A 21,248-nucleotide genomic window follows, 5' to 3' on the forward strand; every position below is an offset into this window, starting at 1 on the left:
TTAAGAAATGGTTGTATCTATTGATTAAAGAAGGTAGTATAGAAACAGAATAGGTAGAGTAACTGGGACCCTTGTCTTCATTTTAATGACAAGGGTTTCCATCGTTTCATAATATCCTGATTTGCTTAAGAGGCAGGAGGAATATAAGAATGGACATATCAAAAAAAGAGAAAATGAAATTATTGCTTCAGCAAATTGAAATGCCTGGGGAGCATGTTCAACAGTATTTTCAAGACAGTTCATTAACCAAGTTAGAAATCTTTAAGATAAAAAAAATATGGCATTTTCATATAGAAGTTGAGAAGGTTCTCCCTTCCAAAATCTATCAAGAGCTGTTAACAAGATTAAAGCATGCATTTCAGCAGCTTGCCGCTATAGAATTAACCCTTTATCCAGGAGATAATCACTGTAGTGAAGAATTGCTATGTGATTATTGGCAATTATTTTTACAGTTAACCCCAGATATATCTCCAGCTTACAGAGATTTAGTTTTTAATCAAAAACCAAGAGTTAACGGTAATAAGATTATGTTAACTGCTAGAAACGAGGCAGAGGCGACAGCTTTAAAGAAACGTTTAGATGAGAATTTTAAAGCCTTCTGTCAAAAAGTTGGAATCTCTTATTACCCATTAACAGTAGATGTTAAAACGGAAATGGAAGAGATTCAGAAGTTTCGTGAGCAAAAGTCTATTGAAGACCAAAAACTCATTCTAAAAACGATACAAGAAAAAGAAAAACGTGATAAAGATCGAAATGTGGAAGAAAATCAGCCATTTGTCATAGGATATAAAATCCAAGATGATGTAGTAGAGATGCAGGAAATCCAAGAGGAAGAAAAACGGATTACCGTACAGGGATATGTCTTTGATGTTGAGATCCGCAAATTACGATCTGGAAGAAGCCTATTGATTGCCAAGGCCACTGATTATACCGATTCCTTACAAATTAAAATGTTTTCTAGAAACGACGAAGATGCAACGAAGTTCGAACAGCTTAAAAAAGGAATGTGGATTAAAGCAAGGGGAAGTATTCAAACGGATATGTACTCTAACGAATTAGCCATGATGGCTAATGATATGCATGAAGTACAAGTTGCTTCACGCCAAGATAACGCTGAGGACGGCCAAAAGCGAGTCGAATTTCATGCTCATACAACAATGAGTCAACTAGATGCGGTCGTTTCACCAGCTAGACTTGTAGAACAAGCAGCTAAGTGGGGGCATAAGGCGATTGCGATTACAGACCATGGAGGAGTACAAGGCTTTCCCGAGGCGCATAGTGCTGGTAAGAAGCACGGGGTTAAAGTGTTATACGGGGTAGAGGCAAATTTGGTTGATGATGGTGTTCCGATTGCTTATAACGAAAGTGATGTCGATTTATTTAATGCAACCTATGTTGTTTTTGACGTGGAGACAACCGGACTTTCGGCTGTATATGATACAATAATTGAACTTGCAGCAGTAAAAATTCATCAAGGAGAGATAGTCGATCGCTTTGAATCGTTTGCTAATCCACATCACCCGCTATCTCAAACAACAATTGATTTGACCGGAATTACCGATGATATGGTTAAGAATGCCCCAGAGATAAATGACGTTTTAAGAGATTTTTACAACTGGAGTGGTGACGCAGTATTCGTAGCCCATAATGCAAGCTTTGATATCGGATTCTTAAACCAAGGATATAACAAAATTGGGTATGACAAAGTAACTAATCCGGTGATTGATACGCTAGAGTTAGCTCGTTTCTTATTTCCAGAATTAAAAAACCATCGATTAAATACGCTGTGTAAGCACCTAGACATTGAATTAACACAGCATCACCGCGCTATTTATGATGCGGAGGCTACTGGTTATTTACTATGGAAGTTGGTACAAGCTGTTCTAAACAAAGAGATTACGAACCATAATCAACTGAATGATCATATGGGAGAGGGGAATGCGTATCAACGCTCAAGACCCTTCCACTGTACCTTAATCGCCAAAACACAAGAAGGATTAAAGAATTTATATAAATTAGTATCGTATGCTCATATTGATTATTTTTACCGGGTACCACGTATTCCACGCTCTGTTTTACAAAAGCATCGTGAGGGAATCTTAGTTGGTACTGCTTGTGATAAAGGTGAAGTGTTTGAGACGATGATGCAGACATCAGCCGAAGAAGCGGAAAAAGTCGCTGAATTTTATGATTATATTGAAGTACAGCCACCGAGTAACTATACCCATCTTCTAGAGAAAGAACTTGTTCAAAATGAAGCGCAAATTTTAGATATCATTAAAAAGCTTGTGGCGCTAGGAGAGCGAATGAATAAAAAAGTAATTGCCAGTGGTAATGTTCATTATGTTGATGATCATGAGAAAATGTATCGGCAAATTTTAATCGCATCACAAGCGGGTAATCCTTTAAATCGTATTACATTACCTGATACGCCGTTTCGAACAACTAATGAGATGATGGAATGTTTTAGCTTCCTAGGAAAAGAGAAGGCAGAAGAAATTGTCGTTCAAAATACACAAGCACTTGCAGATGAAATAGAAGAAATTTCACCGGTGAAAGATGACTTATATACACCGAAAATAGAAGGTGCCGATGAAGAAATTAGAAACTTATGCTATTCACGAGCAAAGTTTATTTATGGTGATGACATTCCGAAAATCGTGACAGATCGTTTAGAGAAAGAGTTAGATAGTATTATTAGTAATGGCTTCGCTGTTATCTATCTGATTTCTCATAAACTAGTAAAAAAATCGCTAGATGATGGATATCTGGTAGGTTCAAGGGGATCAGTTGGGTCATCTTTTGTAGCGACGATGACGGAAATCACAGAGGTTAATCCTTTACCACCTCATTATGTATGTCCAGATTGCCATTATAATGAATTTATTACAGATGGTTCGTATGCTAGTGGATTTGATTTACCTGATAAAGCTTGTCCAAATTGTGGAACATCGCTTAATAAGGATGGGCAGGATATACCATTTGAAACATTCCTAGGCTTTAAAGGAGATAAAGTACCTGATATTGATTTAAACTTCTCTGGTGAATACCAACCAAAAGCTCATAACTATACCAAGGTATTATTTGGTGAGGATTATGTGTATCGTGCGGGTACAATTGGTACAATCGCGGAAAAGACTGCGTATGGTTATGTAAAAGGCTATGCATCTGATAAGAACCTAGTCTTTAAAAATGCAGAAGTTGATCGATTAGTGAAAGGTTGTACTGGTGTAAAGCGTACCACTGGTCAGCATCCAGGTGGTATCATTGTAGTACCAGACTATATGGAAATCTATGATTTTACACCGATTCAATTCCCTGCAGATGATCGTAAAAGTGAATGGAAAACCACACACTTTGACTTCCATTCGATTCATGATAATTTGTTGAAGCTTGATATACTAGGACACGATGATCCGACCGTCATTCGTATGCTTCAGGATTTAAGTGGAATAGATCCTAAAACGATTCCAACGGATGACAAAGAGGTCATGAAAATATTTTCAAGCACGGAATCGTTAGGTGTTAAGCCAGAACAAATAAATAGTAAGACAGGTACATTAGGTGTACCAGAATTTGGAACAAAGTTTGTTCGTCAGATGTTAGAAGATACAAAACCAAAAACCTTCGCTGAATTAGTTATTATTTCTGGACTATCGCACGGTACGGATGTATGGTTGGGGAATGCCCAAGAATTAATAAACGATGGTATATGTCAATTACCAGAGGTTATTGGATGTCGTGATGATATTATGGTGTATTTAATGCATAAAGGGCTGGAAGCATCACTTGCCTTTAAGATAATGGAATCCGTACGTAAAGGGAAAGGCTTGCAGGATGAGTGGATTGTGGAAATGAAGAAGCATAATGTACCAGATTGGTATGTTGAATCTTGTAAGAAGATTAAATATATGTTCCCTAAAGCCCATGCAGCCGCTTATGTCTTAATGGCAGTCCGTATTGCTTATTTCAAAGTACATTATCCAATTTTCTTCTATGCTGCTTACTTTACTGTTCGTGCAAGTGACTTTGACTTGGACACAATGGTTAAAGGATCGGAGGCTATTCGTAAACGTATAGAAGGGATTAATGCAAAAGGAAATGATGCTCCACCTAAAGAGAAGAGTTTATTAACGGTTTTAGAAGTTGCCCTTGAAATGTGTGAGCGCGGATTTTCTTTCCAAAAAGTGGATCTATATAAATCGAAGGCTAGTGAATTTGTTGTAGAAGGTAACACGTTAATCCCACCATTCAATGCAGTGGAAGGACTAGGAACGAACGCAGCTATCAACATTGTAAAAGCAAGAGAAGAGGGAGAATTCTTATCCAAGGAAGATTTGCGAGAAAGAAGTAAAATTTCTAAAACAATACTAGAATATTTAGATAATCATGGTTGTTTAGAAGGCATGGAAGAGAAAAATCAGCTTTCATTATTCTAACAATAGTTTAGGTTTGAGAGGTGACTTAATGTGGTATATACATTGGGGTGCTACCTCTCTTTTTTTCTATGTCATCTACCATAGCTGTCGAAAGTTTCACCTATAATTTTTCTTGAAAATAACGTTTGTATCCAGATATAATAATTTCAAATATAGAAGGAAGTGTGTCTAGTGCCTAATTTGATTAAAAGTGAAGATCTTCATGATTTTCTAGTTTTAAATCGGCCTTCATTTGAAGAAAGGTTACTTAGTGTTGCTGTTAATGTACGGGATAAGATTAATGAGATACATGTAATTGGTAATATAAATCTACTGGATAATGCACATCAACTTGTACTTTTAATCGTGGATGGTAAGCTTGATGAAGTAGAGGAGTTTGCGAAAAAAGAAGGCATAGTTTGGGCTAAGCATGCCATGACACTCAGCTTCAAATTGGAGTGGATTCGAGCAATCCGTAAAACGTTCTGGGAGTTTTTATACCATTTTGATACCCTTAACGGTCATAAGGTAAAGAATAGCGAAAACTTCTATACAGAAACGAGTATATATAATGAGCTGGTCGACTCATTCACCAATAGCTTTTTTATTAGCTATTCCAAGTATAAAGATGAGTTAATTGAGAAACAGCAAAAATTAGTAAACAATCTTTCTGTGCCAATAATTCCGATAACCCCAGACGTTAGTATTCTTCCACTGATCGGCACGATTGATACGAATCGGGCAAATGTAATCGAGGAAAAAGTCTTATTTGAAGTTGGTCGAATGAGAATTCAAACACTGATTATGGATCTATCTGGCATAGCCGAAATGGACAACGAAGCAATTCGGTTATTCCTAAAATTGTTAGATGGTGTAGGTATGATGGGAAGTAAATTAGTCATCACTGGTTTAAGGCCAGAGATTGTTCGCAATATGATTAAACTAGATGTAGAATTCGGTGGTAAAGCAACTACAAAGGCTTCCCTTCAAAAAGCTTTACAAGATTATTTAAAAATCGATACTAATCATAGTAGGGAATCCCTAGTTGATTTATTTTCCAAATAAAGAAATGTAAGGGCTATTTCTTCGTTATTTTCTTGCATAGCCATATTACTTATGGTATATTTTAGTAGTAAGTATCGATAGTATCGGACAAAAGAGTGGGCATTCCCACTCTTTCTTCGTAATCTGCCTACGTTGTGTAACATTCCCTTGCCTATTGGCAAGGGTTTTATATTGGTTTATCTTTTTAAATGAAAAATAGGCAGTTAGTCAATAATAAGATATAGTAAGTACAGCTAGAGTTAAAAGGAGGAGGGTTAGACTTGAGCTCTCAGGTTGTCAAAACAACAGAAGAACTAGTTAGGCCAATTCTAGAAGAAAAGAATCTAGAGTTAGTCGATATCGAATATGTAAAAGAAGGAAAAAATTGGTTTTTAAGAGTCTTTATTGATAAAGAAGGCGGAATAGACATCACCGAATGTGGCGAAGTGTCCGAGCAATTGAGTGAAAAGCTAGATGATGTTGACCCTATACAGGAAGCGTATTTCCTAGAGGTATCTTCACCAGGAGTGGAACGCCCCATCAAAACTGTGGAAGACTTTGCTAAAAGCATAAACAAAAATGTTTATGTAAAGTTATTTGAACCAATTAATGGTGAAAAGGCATACGAAGGTATTTTAGTAAATTTCTCAAACAATGTTGCTACTATTGAATACAAAGTGAAAACACGTAAGCATCAAGTAGAGATACCATTTGAGAAAATTGCAAAAGCGAGACTCGCAGTTACATTATAAGGGGGAAAGAAGAAAATGAGTAGTCAATTGTTTGATGCAATTGAAAATTTAGGTAAAGAAAAAGGTATTGATAAGGAGATCTTAATTGAAGCTTTAGAAGCTGCTTTAATATCTGCTTATAAAAAGAATTTCAAGTCCGCTACAAATGTTCGTGTTGAATTAGATGAAAAATCTGGTACAATGCGTGTGTTTTCACGAAAAACAGTTGTAGAGGAAGTATTGGATAACCAACAAGAAATTTCGTTAGAGGAAGCTAAGAAAATTAATCCTAATTACGAAATTGAAGATATTATAGAAGTTGAAGTGACGCCAAAGGATTTTGGTAGAATTGCTGCACAAGCTGCTAAGCAAGTAGTTACACAACGTGTTCGTGAGGCTGAACGAGGGGTTATCTTCAGTGAGTACTCAGACCGTGAAGAAGATGTAATGACTGGTATTATTCAACGCATTGACCCTAGATTCGTATATGTGAATTTAGGTAAAATTGAAGCGAAATTACCAGAGTCTGAACAAATGCCAACGGAAGAATACCAGGTTCATGATCGCTTAAAAGTGTTCGTAACAAAAGTTGAAAACACTAGTAAAGGACCGCAAATATTTATTTCTAGGTCACATCCAGGTTTACTGAAACGCTTATTTGAAATGGAAGTTCCTGAAATTTATGATGGAATTGTTGAAATCAAATCTGTGGCTAGGGAAGCGGGAGATCGTTCTAAAATCGCAGTATTTGCAGAGGACCCGGAGATTGATCCGGTTGGTTCTTGTGTTGGTCAAAAAGGGCAACGTGTACAAACGATTGTGAATGAATTAAAAGGGGAAAAAATTGATATAGTAGAATGGTCAGAAGATCCAGTAGTGTATGTTTCAAATGCACTAAGCCCTTCTAAAGTCATTGAAGTACTAGTCAATGAAGAAGAAAAATCTACTACTGTCATTGTACCTGACTATCAGTTATCACTTGCAATTGGAAAACGCGGTCAAAACGCAAGGCTTGCAGCTAAGCTAACCGGTTGGAAGATTGATATTAAGAGTGAAACAGAAGCTCGTGAAGAAGGCCTGTTAACAGAGCAAAACGATACAGATTACGCAGCTGTCGAAGAGGATTTATTCGAATAGGGGAGAGAAATATATGGTAGCAAAACGAAAAACTCCAGAGCGTAAATGTGTAGTAACAAATGAAATGAAGCCAAAAAAAGAGTTAATCCGTGTTGTTCGGAATAAAGATGGAGAGGTCTTTGTAGATGCTACCGGAAAGAAAAATGGTAGAGGAGCCTATTTAACAAAAGACCTAGAAGTAATTAATAAGGCAGAGAAGACAGGTGTACTTAGTAAGCATTTAAATGTACAAATAGATGAATCCATCTATGAAGAACTAAGAGCATCTATTAGTGATAATCATGAAAAGTAATTATTTAAATATTATTGGGATAGCATTTCGAGCCGGTAAATGTTCTACAGGGGAAGAAACGATTGTTAAAGACATACAAAAAACTAGAGCGAAATTAGTACTTATAGCAAATGATGTAGGTCCCCAAACACGTAAAAAACTGACAGATAAATGTCACACATATGGCGTTCCATATGTGATTGTATCCGATGATCGAGAAACATTATCAAATGCTATCGGAAAATCCCATAGAGTAGCTATTGCAATATTAGATGACGGTTTTGCAAATAAACTAGAATCTCTACTCGGGTAAATAAATTCGGGGGTGAACGTATGCGTAAAATGCGTGTATATGAATATGCAAAACAGCAAAATGTTACAAGCAAGGATGTTATAAACTTTTTAAAAGAGAATAATATTGAAGTTTCCAATCACATGTCTACGATTGAAAGTGACACGATTGCAAAACTAGATCAAAAGTTCTCGAAAAATCAAAGTAATCCTTCAGAAAAACAATCAAGTCCTGAGAAGAAGTCAAATGACCAGGAAACGAAGAAAGAAAAAGGGACTAATTTGAATTCAAAACCGAATAGTAACAAACAAGAACAACATAATAAAAAACAAATGAACCATAATAAATCAAAACCTAACCATAATAAACAGCAGAATAAAGGACCAAAGAATAAAAAGAACAAACAGCAGAATAAGCAGTTTGTAGAGCAGCCTGCTGTTAAGGAAACACCGAAAGAAATTAAGTATTCTGGAACACTTACGGTTAGTGAGCTAGCCGATAAGCTAAATAAGGAAGCTTCGGAAATAATCAAGAAGCTAATGTTCCTTGGTGTAATGGCAACAAAAAACCAAGACCTTGATGACGATGCTATCGAGTTAATCTGCGCAGAGTATGATGTTGAGGTAGAAAAAGAAATTATTTTAGAAGATACGGACCTAGATAAATACATGGAAGAAGATGATGAATCTGCTTTAGTAGAGAGACCTGCAGTTGTGACGATAATGGGTCACGTTGACCATGGTAAAACAACATTACTTGACTCTATTCGTAATACGAAGGTTACTGCTGGAGAAGCTGGTGGTATTACACAGCATATTGGTGCTTACCAAATTAAAAAAGATGGCAAAAAAATCACTTTCCTTGATACACCAGGACATGCTGCATTCACAAGTATGCGTTCACGTGGAGCGCAAGTAACAGATATCGCGATTATCGTAGTGGCTGCAGATGATGGTGTCATGCCACAAACAGTTGAAGCTATTAACCATGCTAAGGCAGCAGAAGTTCCGATTATTATTGCTGTGAACAAAATGGATAAAGAAGCAGCAAACCCAGACCGCGTTATGCAGGAATTAACAGAATATGAATTAGTTCCTGAAGATTGGGGCGGGGATACAATTTTCGTTCCACTATCAGCGCTTAAAGGGGAAGGCATTGACGATCTTCTAGAAATGATTATCCTTGTATCAGAAGTTGAAGAACTAAAAGCGAACCCTACACGTAATGCAACTGGTACAGTAATTGAAGCACAGCTTGATAAAGGTCGAGGTTCAGTAGCAACACTATTAGTACAAAATGGAACATTACACGTAGGTGATCCGATCGTTGTAGGTAATACATTTGGTCGTGTCCGTGCAATGGTCAACGATCTTGGTCAACGTGTAAAAGAAGCAGGTCCATCTACTCCGGTAGAGATTACGGGATTAAATGATGTACCACAAGCAGGAGACCAATTCCTTGTATTTGATGACGAAAAAACCGCCCGTCAAATCGGTGAAGCTCGTCAACAAAAACAAATCCAAGAAAATCGCTCTGAAACAAATAAGGTTAGCTTGGATGACCTTTTTGAGCAAATTAAGCAAGGTGAAATGAAAGAAATCAATGTTATTATTAAGGCGGATGTTCAAGGGTCTGTTGAGGCACTAGCTTCTTCACTTCAAAAGATTGAAGTAGAAGGTGTTAAAATTAAGATTATCCATACGGGTGTAGGTGCTATTACAGAATCAGATATTATTTTAGCCTCTGCTTCTAATGCCATTGTAATCGGCTTTAATGTTCGTCCAGATGCAAATGCTAAGAGCACTGCTGAGAATGAAAAAGTGGATATTCGTCTTCACCGAATTATTTATAAAGTTATTGAAGAAATTGAATCAGCAATGAAAGGGTTACTTGATCCTGAATTTGAAGAAAAAGTTATCGGGCAAGCAGAAGTACGTGAAACATTCAAAGTTTCTAAAGTTGGAACAATTGCCGGTGGTTATGTAACGGATGGAAAACTTACACGTGATGCTGGTATTCGTTTAATCCGTAATGGTGTCGTTATATTCGAAGGTGAAATCGATACATTGAAACGCTTTAAAGATGATGTGAAAGAAGTCGCACAAAACTATGAGTGTGGTATAACGATCAAAAATTATAACGACATTAAAGAAGGCGACATTATTGAGGCATTTGTCATGGAGGAAATTGAGCGAAAATGATCTTCTATCTTGAAGTAGAATGCATGATGTATGATGGTCACTCATTAAAGGATAAACGTTCAGTTATCAAAAGGATACTGGCTAAGTTGCGGAATGATTTCAATGTCGCAGTAACAGAGCTTGATTATCATGATCTATGGCAACGAACAAAGCTTGGTGTTGTTACGATAACCAATGAGCGTAATCATGGTGAGCAAATAATGCAGGAAGTACTTCGAGTTATCGATACGTATTCCGAATTGGAAAGAACGATTACTACGATGGAAGTCGTATAAGCAATCGGGAATACATGTGTTTAAGTAAAGAGGTGATTACTATGAGTAATTTACGAGCTAATCGAGTTGCAGAGCAAATGAAAAAAGAACTTGGTGAAATCTTAACTAGAAAAATTAAAGATCCCCGTGTTGGTTTTGTAACAGTGACTGATGTTGAAGTAACAGGTGACTTGCAGCAAGCAACTGTATATATTTCTGTTCTTGGTGATGATGCTAAGAAACAGGATACATTACTTGGCCTTGCAAAGGCGAAAGGATTTATCCGCTCAGAAATTGGGAATCGAATTCGTTTAAGAAAAACACCTGAAATTACCTTTGAATTTGATGAAGCACTTGAATACGGAAATCGTATTGAAACGATATTACGTGATATAAATAAGCAATAAGTTAATATGTCTCGGATAAAAAATCTGGCTCTTTTGGGTCAGATTTTTATTCGGAAAAGGGTTAGAGATTTGGGGAAAGTGAGGTTTAAGTAGCGTTTCAGCGAAGCGATACAATGCTTGGATTTTAGCATAAACCCATTGTCTCATTCCCTTTTTTACATAAGAAAATTTGAAATAGCTTAAAGTATAGACCTTTGGGGGTTATAATGGAATGGATGGCATTTTACCACTTTGGAAGCCAAAAGGTTTCACCTCACATGATTGTGTGATGAAAGTCAGGAAATTATTTAAAACAAAAAAAGTTGGTCATACGGGAACACTTGACCCGGAGGTAGAAGGTGTCTTACCAATATGTATAGGTCAAGCAACTAAAATCGTCCAATTTCTTACCGATACAACAAAAGTATACGTAGCAGAGCTTACGTTAGGTATGGCAACGGAAACAGAAGATGCACATGGAAAAATAATCGAAAAAGTAAGCGTAGAACAATTTCCTTCTAAACAGGAAATTAAAAACGTGTTACAATCTTTTAAGGGAGAAATCTTACAAGTTCCTCCGATGTATTCAGCTGTAAAGGTTGGAGGGAAGAAATTATATGAGTATGCACGTGCTAATCAAGAGGTGGAGCGTCCTGTAAGAAAGGTGACGATACATGAAATCACTTATCTTCCAACTGATGATGAAGTCATTCGTTTCCAAGTGACATGTTCGAAAGGGACGTATATCCGGACCTTATGTGTCGACATAGGAAAAAAACTTGGCTATCCAGCACATATGTCGCAGCTAGTACGGGAAGAAACCGGTGATATTAAAAAATGTGACACAGTAGATTTTGATACCATCGAAAATGCATGCTTAGTAGGAAAAGGACAAGAACTACTTTTACCAATTACTAGAGGTTTAACCCATCTAGATACGTATTATGTAGATGATAATGTAAAGCGAAAAGTATTGAATGGCCAGAAACTCAGAAGACCAGATCAAGTGTTGCAAACGAATCCTTTTAAAGTAATGTATGGTGAAGAATTATTAGCAATCTACACGATACATCCTGAAAAGGAAGATGAGATTAAGCCAATTCGTGTATTTAACGAATAACGGAAGTGCAGGTGAAAACATGAAAACAATTGAATTAACCTATCCCCATTCGATGACAGCAGATGAATTGCCAGAGACGGTTGTTGCTTTAGGGTTCTTTGATGGTATCCATAAAGGTCACCAAACAGTAATTAGACAAGCAGTATCTAAAGCAGAAGAGAAACATATGGAAAGTGCAGTCATTACGTTCTATCCACATCCTTCTGTTGTTTTGAAAAATAACCATGATGTAAAGTACATTACCCCGCTTAATGAAAAACAAGAGGTTTTAGAGCGCCTTGGGGTTGATCGATTATATATCGTGACTTTTAATAAACAATTATCATCGTTATCACCGCAAGAATTTATCGATCATTTTATTATCGGATTACATATTAAACATGTAGTTGCTGGATTTGATTTTACATATGGCCATAAAGGAAAAGGGAATATGGATAATATTGAGATGTATTCTCGCGGTAAGTTTGGTTATACAATCATTGATCAAGTTTCCATCGATAATGAAAAGGTAAGTTCTACAAGGGTTAGAAGTTTATTAGCAGATGGTGAAGTAGAGAAAGTAACGGAATTGTTAGGAAGACCACTTGTAACGAGTGGTACCGTAATTGAAGGGGATAAACGCGGAAGGGAAATTGGTTTTCCAACTGCTAATATAAACTATTCCGAAGAGGCATTACTACCGAAGCCGGGAATTTATGCGGTAGGTGTGATGATTAACGGAACACGATTTAATGGGATGGCTAGTCTTGGAATAAACCCTACTTTTACAGAAAATCGTACTGACCTCTCACTTGAAGTGAACATTTTAGATTTTCACGATGATTTATATGGTAAAGAAATTGTCATTGAGTGGTATAAGTTCTTTCGTAATGAGGAAAAATTTAATCAAGTAGAAGAATTAATAGAGCAAATGAAACAGGATGAACAATTAATCCGAACCTATTTATCTAAACAAATTTAAGTAAAAGATAGGATTGTTTCTATTAATCCCTTGCTTTTTTGCTCAAAAAGTTGTAAGCTATAACAGTTAAAACCTTCGCTTGGCAAATCGAAACTCCGACGTTTGCTAGGGGACAGGGGATATCAATGAAATTAGGAGGTGGCCTAACATGGCTATTACAAAAGAACGTAAGAATGAAATCATTAATGAATACAAAGTGCATGAAAATGATACTGGTTCTCCAGAAGTACAAATTGCTGTACTAACTGAGGAAATCAATACATTAAATGATCACTTAAGAATTCATAAAAAAGATCATCATTCACGTCGTGGTCTTTTAAAAATGGTTGGTAAGCGTCGTAACTTACTAAACTACTTACGTAATAAAGACGTTACACGTTATCGTGAACTAATTAAAAAGCTTGGCTTACGTAGATAATGTAAAAAGCAGGAGTAATCCTGCTTTTTTTTCTACGTTCATACATAGACGAAATTTACATTCCTGTTTATTAAGTATAAAATATAAGAATAGAAGTGTTTTTATGAAAGGAGTACTATAAATAATGGCAGAAGATAAACAAGTATTCTCCACAGAAATCGCCGGTAAACCGTTCGTTGTTGAAATCGGAGAATTAGCAAAGCAAGCAAATGGTGCTTGTATGGTGCAATATGGTGATTCATCAGTACTCGCCGTTGCAACCGCATCGAAAGAACCGAAGGATTTACCATTCTTCCCGTTAACAGTTAATTATGAAGAACGACTATATGCAGTAGGTAAAATCCCAGGTGGCTTTATTAAAAGAGAAGGTAGACCTAGTGAGAAAGCAATATTAGCATCAAGATTGATTGACAGACCGATTCGTCCGCTATTTCCAGATGGATATCGTAATGAAGTACAAGTAATTAGTACTGTCATGAGTGTAGATCAAGATTGCTCTACGGAAATTGCTGCGATGATTGGGTCTTCTATTGCACTTTCCATTTCCAATATCCCATTTGAACAGCCGATTGCAGGGGTTCATGTTGGACGTGTGGATGGGGAATTCATTATTAACCCGACAATTGAACAAGAGGCGAAGAGTGATATTGAATTAACAGTCGCTGGTACAAAGGATGCTATCAATATGGTGGAAGCAGGTGCAAATGAAGTACCAGAAGAAGTCATGTTGGAAGCCATTATGTTTGGGCATGAGGAAATTAAACGTTTAGTTGCTTTCCAAGAAGAAATTGTACAAGCTATCCAACCAGAAAAGTCTGAAGTAATATTATTTGAATATGATAGTGCTCTACTAGAGAAAGTTGAATCAGAAGCAAAGGATAAGTTACTTGCTGCTATTCAGGTGAAAGAAAAGCATGCTAGAGAAGATGCTATTAGTGAAGTGAAAAAAGAGGTATTGGCACGATACGAAGAAGAAGAAGCGGATGTTATCTCACAAGTTAGCGCTATTTTAGATAAAATGGTGAAAGAAGAAGTACGTCGCTTAATTACAAAAGAGAAAATTCGTCCAGATGGCCGTAAAGTAGATCAAATTCGTCCATTATCATCACGTGTTAGTGTCCTACCACGTGCACATGGTTCAGGATTATTTACTCGTGGACAGACCCAAGCTTTAAGTGTATGTACTCTAGGTGCTCTAGGAGATGTTCAAATCTTAGATGGGTTAGATCTAGAAGAGTCTAAACGATTCATGCATCATTATAACTTCCCACAATACAGTGTAGGGGAAACAGGACCAATGCGTGGGCCTGGTCGTCGTGAAATTGGCCATGGTGCATTAGGTGAAAGGGCACTTGAAAAAGTTGTTCCATCCGAAAAAGACTTTCCATATACGATTCGCTTAGTATCAGAAGTATTAGAATCCAATGGTTCAACTTCACAGGCTAGTATTTGCGCAAGTACGTTGGCAATGATGGATGCTGGTGTTCCGATTAAAGCCCCAGTTGCCGGTATTGCAATGGGCCTTGTTAAATCAGGTGATGATTATACGATTCTTACCGATATCCAAGGGATGGAAGATGCGCTAGGAGATATGGATTTCAAGGTTGCTGGAACGGAAAAGGGTGTTACAGCGCTTCAAATGGATATTAAAATCGATGGTTTATCGAAAGAAATTCTAGAAGAAGCATTAACACAAGCGAAGAAAGGTCGTATGCAGATCTTAGATTCGATGATGCAAACAATCAGTGAACCTAAGAACGAATTATCACAATATGCTCCTAAGATTTTAACGATGTCTATTAATCCAGACAAAATCCGTGATGTTATTGGTCCAAGTGGGAAACAAATCAATAAAATCATTGAGGAAACTGGTGTAAAAATTGATATTGAGCAGGATGGTAGTGTGTTTATTTCTTCTACTGATTCAGCTATGAATGAAAAAGCTAAACAGATTATTGAAGATATCGTTCGAGAAGTGGAAATAGGTCAAGTTTATTTAGGGACCGTGAAACGCATTGAAAAATTTGGAGCATTTGTAGAAATCTTTAAAGGCAAAGATGGATTAGTACACATCTCCGAATTGGCTGAGGAAAGAACGAACAAAGTGGAAGATGTAGTGAAAATTGGTGACCAAATTATGGTAAAAGTAAAAGAAATTGATCAGCAAGGAAGAGTAAATCTTTCTCGTAAAGCTGTATTAAAGGAACAAAAAGAGAAAGCTGAAAAATCAACATTATAAAGACAAAGAAGAGAAGCTGGAAATCCAGTTTCTTTTTTCATGTCTAGATTTCATATCTTGTCCTCCTCCTTCATATATATGAAAGGGAGGAGTGATGTTAATGTATAACTATCGAAATTATATACATGTCATTGTTTTTGTCATAATCGTAATGGTATCGTTTAATATAGAACATAATCCGTTTCAAGTGGAAAGTCAGGCCACTTTCTCTCCAGTAGAAGTAGCAAAAGGAGAAGATCCACTATATCAAGAAATTGAGGAGAAAAGTGAGCGATATAATGAGGAGCCGGAAGATGCCTATATAGATAGAGTGTGGAAGAAAATACCAGGCAGAAATGGTCGTCAAGTGGATATCGCTGCATCATACGAACGCATGAAAAAAGCTGGAGAATTTGATGAAGATTTACTAGTTTATCAACCAATACCACCAAAGGTTTCGTTAAACGATTTAGGGCCAGCCCCAATATACCGTGGACATCCTGATAAGCAGATGGTTTCTTTTCTAATTAACGTTTCATGGGGAACAGAGTACATTCCGGACATATTAAACACCTTAAAGGAACAAAAGGTTAAAGCCACCTTTTTCATAGAAGGAAAATGGGCTAAAGAGAATGTAGAATACGTGAAAATGATTAAGGAACAAGGGCATACTATTGGTAATCATGCCTATAACCATCCTGATATGGCAAGATTAGGGAGAGCTGAAATAGAAAAGCAAATCAAAGATACAAATGAAGTACTCCATGCTATTACAGGCGAAGATCCAAAATGGTTTGCCCCACCAAGTGGTAGCTATTCAGACGAGGTAGTAAAAGTTGCTGATGAATTACATATGAATACGATCCTTTGGAGTGTGGATACGATTGATTGGAAGAATCCAACAGTAGATGTTATGATGAATCGTGTAATTGGAAAACTTCATCCTGGTGCAACGATTTTAATGCATCCAACAGCCTCGGTTGCGAAGGGATTACCTTCCTTAATTACAGAGATTAAGGCGAGGGATTACAAAATAGGTTCAATCGATAAATTATTATCAGAAACACGATAGCTTGGTTACAGGAGGAACGAACTTGATAGAAAAACATACTAGCAAAAATGGACTACGAATTGTACTAGAAAAAATACCTTCCGTAAGATCAGTTACGATTGGTGTGTGGGTGTTAACTGGTTCAAGGAATGAAAATGAAATAAATAATGGAATTTCGCATTTTCTGGAGCATATGTTCTTTAAAGGGACAAAGACACGTACAGCAACAGACATAGCGGAAGCTTTTGACTCCATAGGTGGTCAAGTGAATGCTTTTACATCAAAAGAATATACATGTTTTTATGCTAAAGTATTGGATACACATAAGGAGCATGCTTTAGAAATTTTAGCAGATATGTTCTTTAATTCATCGTTTGATTCAGACGAAATGGAACGCGAGAAGAAAGTTGTTTATGAAGAAATCAAAATGTATGAGGATACCCCGGATGATATAGTGCATGATTTACTGGCTAGAGCATCGTATGGCCAACATCCATTAGGCTATCCAATACTTGGAATCGAAGAACACTTGAAAACCTTTACTCCAGATACATTAAGAGAGTACATATCTAGTCATTATACACCAGAAAATGTCGTTATTTCCGTAGCGGGTAACGTTGATGTATCGTTTATTTCTACAGTTGAAAGTTATTTCGGAAACTATAGCTCAAATGCGAAACGGTCCATGGTTACTAAACCAACCTTCTTAAGTGATACGATTGAAAGGCATAAAGATACAGAACAAGCTCATTTATGTATTGGTTATAATGGTTTACCGGTTGATTCAGAAGATGTGTATAGTCTTATTATTCTTAACAATGTTCTTGGAGGAAGTATGAGCTCCAGACTATTCCAGGAAGTAAGAGAAAAACGTGGACTTGCATACTCTGTATTTTCTTATCACTCATCGTTTTTAGATCATGGGTTACTTACTATTTATGCAGGAACTGGGAAAGAACAATTACCTTTGTTAAAAGATACGATTGAACAAACGGTTGATAACTTAATGGAAAAAGGTTTAACAGATAAGGAATTAAGAAATAGTAAAGAGCAATTAAAGGGAAGCTTAATGTTGAGTTTGGAAAGCACTAATAGTCGAATGAGCAGAAATGGGAAGAATGAGTTGTTGCTAAACCGTCATCGAACACTGGATGAAATGATTCAAGAGATTGATTCGGTTAGTCATGAGTCGATTAAACAGGTTATCGAGTTGACCTTTGGTAGTAAAGCACCATCTACTGCACTCATTGCTCCGAAAATTGGTTAACCAATACAAATTCATTTGTGTATAAGTTTTAAAACGTACTAGGATTATTGGGTAAGGTCATCAACGGGTGACTTTGCCCACTATTTTTCTTTTTAGAGGTATAGTGAAAAGCTAGCCATTTTTCGTCAATCGGCTCTGGTCTCCCGTTCCAATCCATATTATAGGATATAATCATTCGTTGCGATACACAGGTTAATTCTGGTTGTTGTTGAATTGTAATCTGTTCTGTTTTTGGTAGATAAGTTTCCCTGTACTTTTTTCGATAATCATGTGTTATCACACTTTTCATTCCCTCCATTATTTGCTAGTTATATTATATAGAATAATATGAAGAATCTCACACTTATGGTGAAATTTTTACGTATTATGAATAGAATAGAATATGAATGTAACATAGGGCTAGTTTTTTTAGCATATACTTATAAAAACGGGAGGAATTGGAGGGCTGAATCCGTGCGCTACAATGATATAAGTAATAAGGAAATAGTGAATATTACTAACGGTAAACGATTAGGAATATTAGGACAGACAGATTTGGAAATCGATGAACATACGGGGCAAATTCATTCGTTTATTTTGCCTAACTATAAATGGTTCGGTCTAAAGAAAGAAGGAGAAGTTGCTAAAATTCATTGGAATTCGATAAAAAAGATTGGCGAGGATATGATTATGATTGAAGCAGAATAGCGTTATGACGGCTAGTATCGATACAGAGATACTAGCCTTTTTTTGTCCCTTTTCATAACTAGCATTCACTATCCGCCTATAAAATCATAAGCTATAAAGAAAAATGCTTTAACTTGATATGGAGATATTGGCTTTTATCGATGACTTTTTATTTTGAGGTTGGAGGGTGTTCTAGGTAATGAAACAATTCATAGCTGTTATAGGTGGAGATGCTAGATATTTAGAGCTAATTAGACAACTGCAAGCTATTGAAAATATAGAGTTAGTTCTAGTAGGCTACGACAAATTAGAACAAGGATTTACAGGATTAAATCAAAAAGATTTTAATGAGTTAGATGTTGAAAATATAGATATTATTATATTACCTATTACCGGTGCAGATGAAGGGGGCAAGGTAGAGACGGTCTTTTCTGATCAAGATATCTATATTACAAAGGAGTGGCTTGATCGACTGAAAGAGAGTGCGGTTATTTTCACCGGAATAACTACCAATCATTTGACAGAATTAGTGGGGCATTCCAATAAAACATTAATCCCTCTACTGGACCGGGACGATGTGGCAATTTACAATTCAATCCCAACAGCTGAAGGTGCAATCATGATGGCTATTGAGAATACGGACTATACCATTCATTCATCTAGAGTAATTGTTGCTGGCTTTGGTAGGGTAGGGAATACGGTTGCCAATAAATTTGCAGCGCTTGGTGCAAAAGTTTCGGTAGCAACTAGAAATTCAACGGATTTAGCGAGAATTACAGAAATGGGTCTAACCCCAATCGCCTTAAATAAATTGTCTTCTTATACTAGTGAATGTGATCTTTTGATTAATACGATACCAGCTAAGGTAATAAACAAGGATGCCATTCAAAATTTGCCAGCAAGCGCAGTCATTATAGACTTAGCTTCAAAGCCTGGTGGTACAGATTTTGATTATGCAAAGCAACGAGGTATTGAAGCAATGCTAGCAAGAAGTTTGCCTAGTATAGTAGCCCCTAAGACTGCTGGTAAAATACTAGCAGATGTCATCATTCAAATATTAACAAAGGAAAAGGAGTTATTATGATGGATTTAAAAGGGAAAAGAATTGGGTTTGGTGTGACAGGTTCACATTGCACATATGAGGCAGTATTTGGTCCTATGGAACGACTAGTGGAATTAGGAGCGGAGGTTGTTCCAGTTGTTACTTATACGGTAATGAATGTTGATACGAAATTTGGTAAAGCAAAGGATCATATTGAACGAATCGAATCCATTACTGGGAAGAAAGTAATTTCTACGATGCCAGAAGCGGAGCCACTCGGTCCTCAAAATCCACTTGATTGTATGGTAATTGCTCCTTTAACCGGTAATTCTATGAGTAAGTTTGCCAATGCGCAAACCGATTCTCCGCCACTTATGGCTGCAAAAGCGACCATGCGAAACGGAGCTCCAGTCGTACTAGGAATATCTACGAATGATGCTTTAGGTCTAAATGGTGTTAATTTAATGCGTTTAATGGCAAGTAAGTATATTTATTTTGTTCCCTATGGCCAAGACGATCCATACAAAAAGCCTAATTCACTAGTTGCTAACATGGAGTTATTATCTGATACAGTTTCTTTAGCTTTGGAAGGTAAGCAATTACAACCGATATTAGTACCATTTTCGGAATAAATTGTGATAGAATGTATAGTTAAGATTCAGATAGTATTTAATAATTTTTATTCTTCTGGGGGAAGGGGTTATCATCATGACAAAAGAAACTTATAATGTAGCAGTAGTTGGAGCAACAGGGGCTGTTGGTCAAAACATAGTGAAATTACTAGAGGAAAGAAATTTTCCAATTAATGAACTAAAGCTTCTCTCCTCAAAGCGTTCTCAAGGAACAAAGATTATGTTCAAAGAGCAAGAATATACGGTAGAAGAAACAACGAACGAAAGTTTTAACGATATAGATATTGCTTTATTTTCAGCTGGTGGATCAGTGTCTAAGCAGTTTGCACCAGAAGCAGTGAAACGTGGTGCTGTAGTAGTTGATAATACAAGTGCCTATCGGATGGATGAGGAAGTACCACTAGTTGTACCAGAAGTAAATGAGGAGGATTTGGCATTGCATAAAGGTATTATTGCCAATCCGAATTGTTCGACAATCCAAATGGTAGCGGCTTTAAAGCCGTTAAAAGAAGCTTTTGGTTTGAAGAAAGTTATCGTATCTACCTACCAAGCTGTTTCTGGAGCAGGAAACCAGGCTGTAGATGAACTAAGAAGACAAACAGAGGGATTTTTGAATAATGAAGAGGTTACACCAAAAATATTACCAGTAAATGGCGATCGTAACCATTACCCAATTGCCTTTAATGCACTGCCTCAAATCGATGTATTCCAGGATAATGGTTATACGTTTGAAGAGATGAAGATGATTAATGAAACGAGAAAAATATTGCATGCACCTGAACTGAAAGTTACAGCAACTTGTGTTCGCCTACCATTTTTCACCTCTCATGCTGAAAGTGTATATATTGAGGTAGAGAAAGAAGGGTTACGAACGGAGGATCTTTGGAAGGTATTAGACAATGCGGATGGGATTGTTTTACAGGACGATCCAACTAACCAAGTCTATCCAACACCCCAAAGTGCTGCTGGAGAAAAAGAAGTATTTGTTGGTCGTGTAAGGAAGGACTTAGATGATGATAAAGGATTCCACTTATGGATCGTTTCTGATAATCTGCTTAAAGGAGCTGCATGGAATACCGTTCAAATTGCTGAACGTATGATTGAAAAGGGGTTCTTATTAAAATAGTTAGGTAGAGGTG

Annotated in this window: 20 protein-coding genes; 19 read left to right on the forward strand and 1 reads right to left on the reverse strand. The window is 36.8% G+C overall.

What is annotated here, in order from left to right:
- The first annotated feature begins 149 nt into the window (after window positions 1–149).
- From ACSKT4_RS02140 to ACSKT4_RS02210, 15 genes are all read left to right on the forward strand, one after another.
- The gene (locus ACSKT4_RS02140) at window positions 150–4,439 is read left to right on the forward strand and encodes a PolC-type DNA polymerase III (protein ID WP_186868705.1); all 4,290 of its coding nucleotides are present in this window, start codon (window positions 150–152) and stop codon (window positions 4,437–4,439) included.
- A 171-nt stretch (window positions 4,440–4,610) separates the two neighbouring features.
- Entirely contained in the window at window positions 4,611–5,483 is an 873-nt protein-coding gene (locus ACSKT4_RS02145) for an STAS domain-containing protein (RefSeq protein ID WP_186868706.1), read from the forward strand.
- Window positions 5,484–5,743: 260 nt separating this feature from the next.
- A complete protein-coding gene (gene rimP / locus ACSKT4_RS02150; protein ID WP_186868707.1) occupies window positions 5,744–6,214 on the forward strand; it encodes a ribosome maturation factor RimP in 471 nt (156 codons plus the stop codon).
- Between the two features lie 15 nt (window positions 6,215–6,229).
- Entirely contained in the window at window positions 6,230–7,330 is a 1,101-nt protein-coding gene (gene nusA / locus ACSKT4_RS02155) for a transcription termination factor NusA (protein ID WP_186868708.1), read from the forward strand.
- Window positions 7,331–7,343: 13 nt separating this feature from the next.
- Complete coding sequence (gene rnpM / locus ACSKT4_RS02160; protein ID WP_186868709.1) at window positions 7,344–7,622, forward strand: RNase P modulator RnpM; 279 nt, start codon at window positions 7,344–7,346, stop codon at window positions 7,620–7,622.
- Entirely contained in the window at window positions 7,612–7,914 is a 303-nt protein-coding gene (locus ACSKT4_RS02165) for a L7Ae/L30e/S12e/Gadd45 family ribosomal protein (RefSeq protein WP_186868710.1), read from the forward strand. The genes rnpM and ACSKT4_RS02165 overlap by 11 nt, the downstream gene beginning before the upstream one ends.
- Before the next feature lie 20 nt (window positions 7,915–7,934).
- Window positions 7,935–10,094 carry a translation initiation factor IF-2 gene (gene infB, locus ACSKT4_RS02170; protein WP_186868711.1) on the forward strand — a complete coding sequence of 720 codons (2,160 nt, stop codon included), beginning with the start codon at window positions 7,935–7,937 and terminating at the stop codon, window positions 10,092–10,094.
- Complete coding sequence (locus tag ACSKT4_RS02175) at window positions 10,091–10,369, forward strand: DUF503 domain-containing protein (RefSeq protein ID WP_186868712.1); 279 nt, start codon at window positions 10,091–10,093, stop codon at window positions 10,367–10,369. Before infB ends, ACSKT4_RS02175 begins: the two co-directional genes overlap by 4 nt.
- Before the next feature lie 41 nt (window positions 10,370–10,410).
- A complete protein-coding gene (rbfA, locus tag ACSKT4_RS02180) occupies window positions 10,411–10,755 on the forward strand; it encodes a 30S ribosome-binding factor RbfA (RefSeq protein ID WP_186868713.1) in 345 nt (114 codons plus the stop codon).
- A gap of 211 nt (window positions 10,756–10,966) precedes the next feature.
- Window positions 10,967–11,854: a tRNA pseudouridine(55) synthase TruB gene (gene truB, locus ACSKT4_RS02185; RefSeq protein ID WP_186868714.1), complete on the forward strand. Its 888-nt coding sequence runs from the start codon at window positions 10,967–10,969 to the stop codon at window positions 11,852–11,854.
- A gap of 19 nt (window positions 11,855–11,873) precedes the next feature.
- Entirely contained in the window at window positions 11,874–12,815 is a 942-nt protein-coding gene (locus ACSKT4_RS02190; protein WP_465822778.1) for a bifunctional riboflavin kinase/FAD synthetase, read from the forward strand.
- 148 nt (window positions 12,816–12,963) lie between these two features.
- Entirely contained in the window at window positions 12,964–13,233 is a 270-nt protein-coding gene (gene rpsO, locus ACSKT4_RS02195) for a 30S ribosomal protein S15 (protein ID WP_186868715.1), read from the forward strand.
- A 124-nt stretch (window positions 13,234–13,357) separates the two neighbouring features.
- On the forward strand, window positions 13,358–15,472 hold the full coding sequence (locus ACSKT4_RS02200) for a polyribonucleotide nucleotidyltransferase (protein WP_186868716.1): 2,115 nt from the start codon (window positions 13,358–13,360) through the stop codon (window positions 15,470–15,472).
- 100 nt (window positions 15,473–15,572) lie between these two features.
- Window positions 15,573–16,523, forward strand: a complete 951-nt coding sequence (locus ACSKT4_RS02205) for a polysaccharide deacetylase family protein (protein ID WP_186868717.1) — start codon at window positions 15,573–15,575, stop codon at window positions 16,521–16,523.
- Between the two features lie 22 nt (window positions 16,524–16,545).
- On the forward strand, window positions 16,546–17,769 hold the full coding sequence (locus ACSKT4_RS02210) for a M16 family metallopeptidase (RefSeq protein ID WP_465822750.1): 1,224 nt from the start codon (window positions 16,546–16,548) through the stop codon (window positions 17,767–17,769).
- A gap of 28 nt (window positions 17,770–17,797) precedes the next feature.
- Here the strand turns inward: ACSKT4_RS02210 and ACSKT4_RS02215 are convergent, their stop codons facing one another.
- Window positions 17,798–18,058, reverse strand: coding sequence for a hypothetical protein (locus ACSKT4_RS02215; protein WP_211741472.1), 261 nt, complete (start codon window positions 18,056–18,058; stop codon window positions 17,798–17,800).
- Window positions 18,059–18,222: 164 nt separating this feature from the next.
- Between ACSKT4_RS02215 and ACSKT4_RS02220 the strand changes: the two genes are divergently transcribed.
- The 4 genes from ACSKT4_RS02220 (at window position 18,223) to asd (ending at window position 21,235) form a co-directional block, all read left to right on the forward strand.
- Window positions 18,223–18,456, forward strand: coding sequence for a YlmC/YmxH family sporulation protein (locus ACSKT4_RS02220; RefSeq protein WP_186868720.1), 234 nt, complete (start codon window positions 18,223–18,225; stop codon window positions 18,454–18,456).
- 178 nt (window positions 18,457–18,634) lie between these two features.
- The gene (dpaA, locus tag ACSKT4_RS02225) at window positions 18,635–19,519 is read left to right on the forward strand and encodes a dipicolinic acid synthetase subunit A (RefSeq protein ID WP_186868721.1); all 885 of its coding nucleotides are present in this window, start codon (window positions 18,635–18,637) and stop codon (window positions 19,517–19,519) included.
- Window positions 19,519–20,109 carry a dipicolinate synthase subunit B gene (gene dpaB / locus ACSKT4_RS02230; RefSeq protein WP_186868722.1) on the forward strand — a complete coding sequence of 197 codons (591 nt, stop codon included), beginning with the start codon at window positions 19,519–19,521 and terminating at the stop codon, window positions 20,107–20,109. Before dpaA ends, dpaB begins: the two co-directional genes overlap by 1 nt.
- Before the next feature lie 76 nt (window positions 20,110–20,185).
- Entirely contained in the window at window positions 20,186–21,235 is a 1,050-nt protein-coding gene (asd, locus tag ACSKT4_RS02235; RefSeq protein ID WP_186868723.1) for an aspartate-semialdehyde dehydrogenase, read from the forward strand.
- Window positions 21,236–21,248: the final 13 nt, after the last annotated feature.

Source organism: Ornithinibacillus liuyingii (assembly GCF_055550225.1).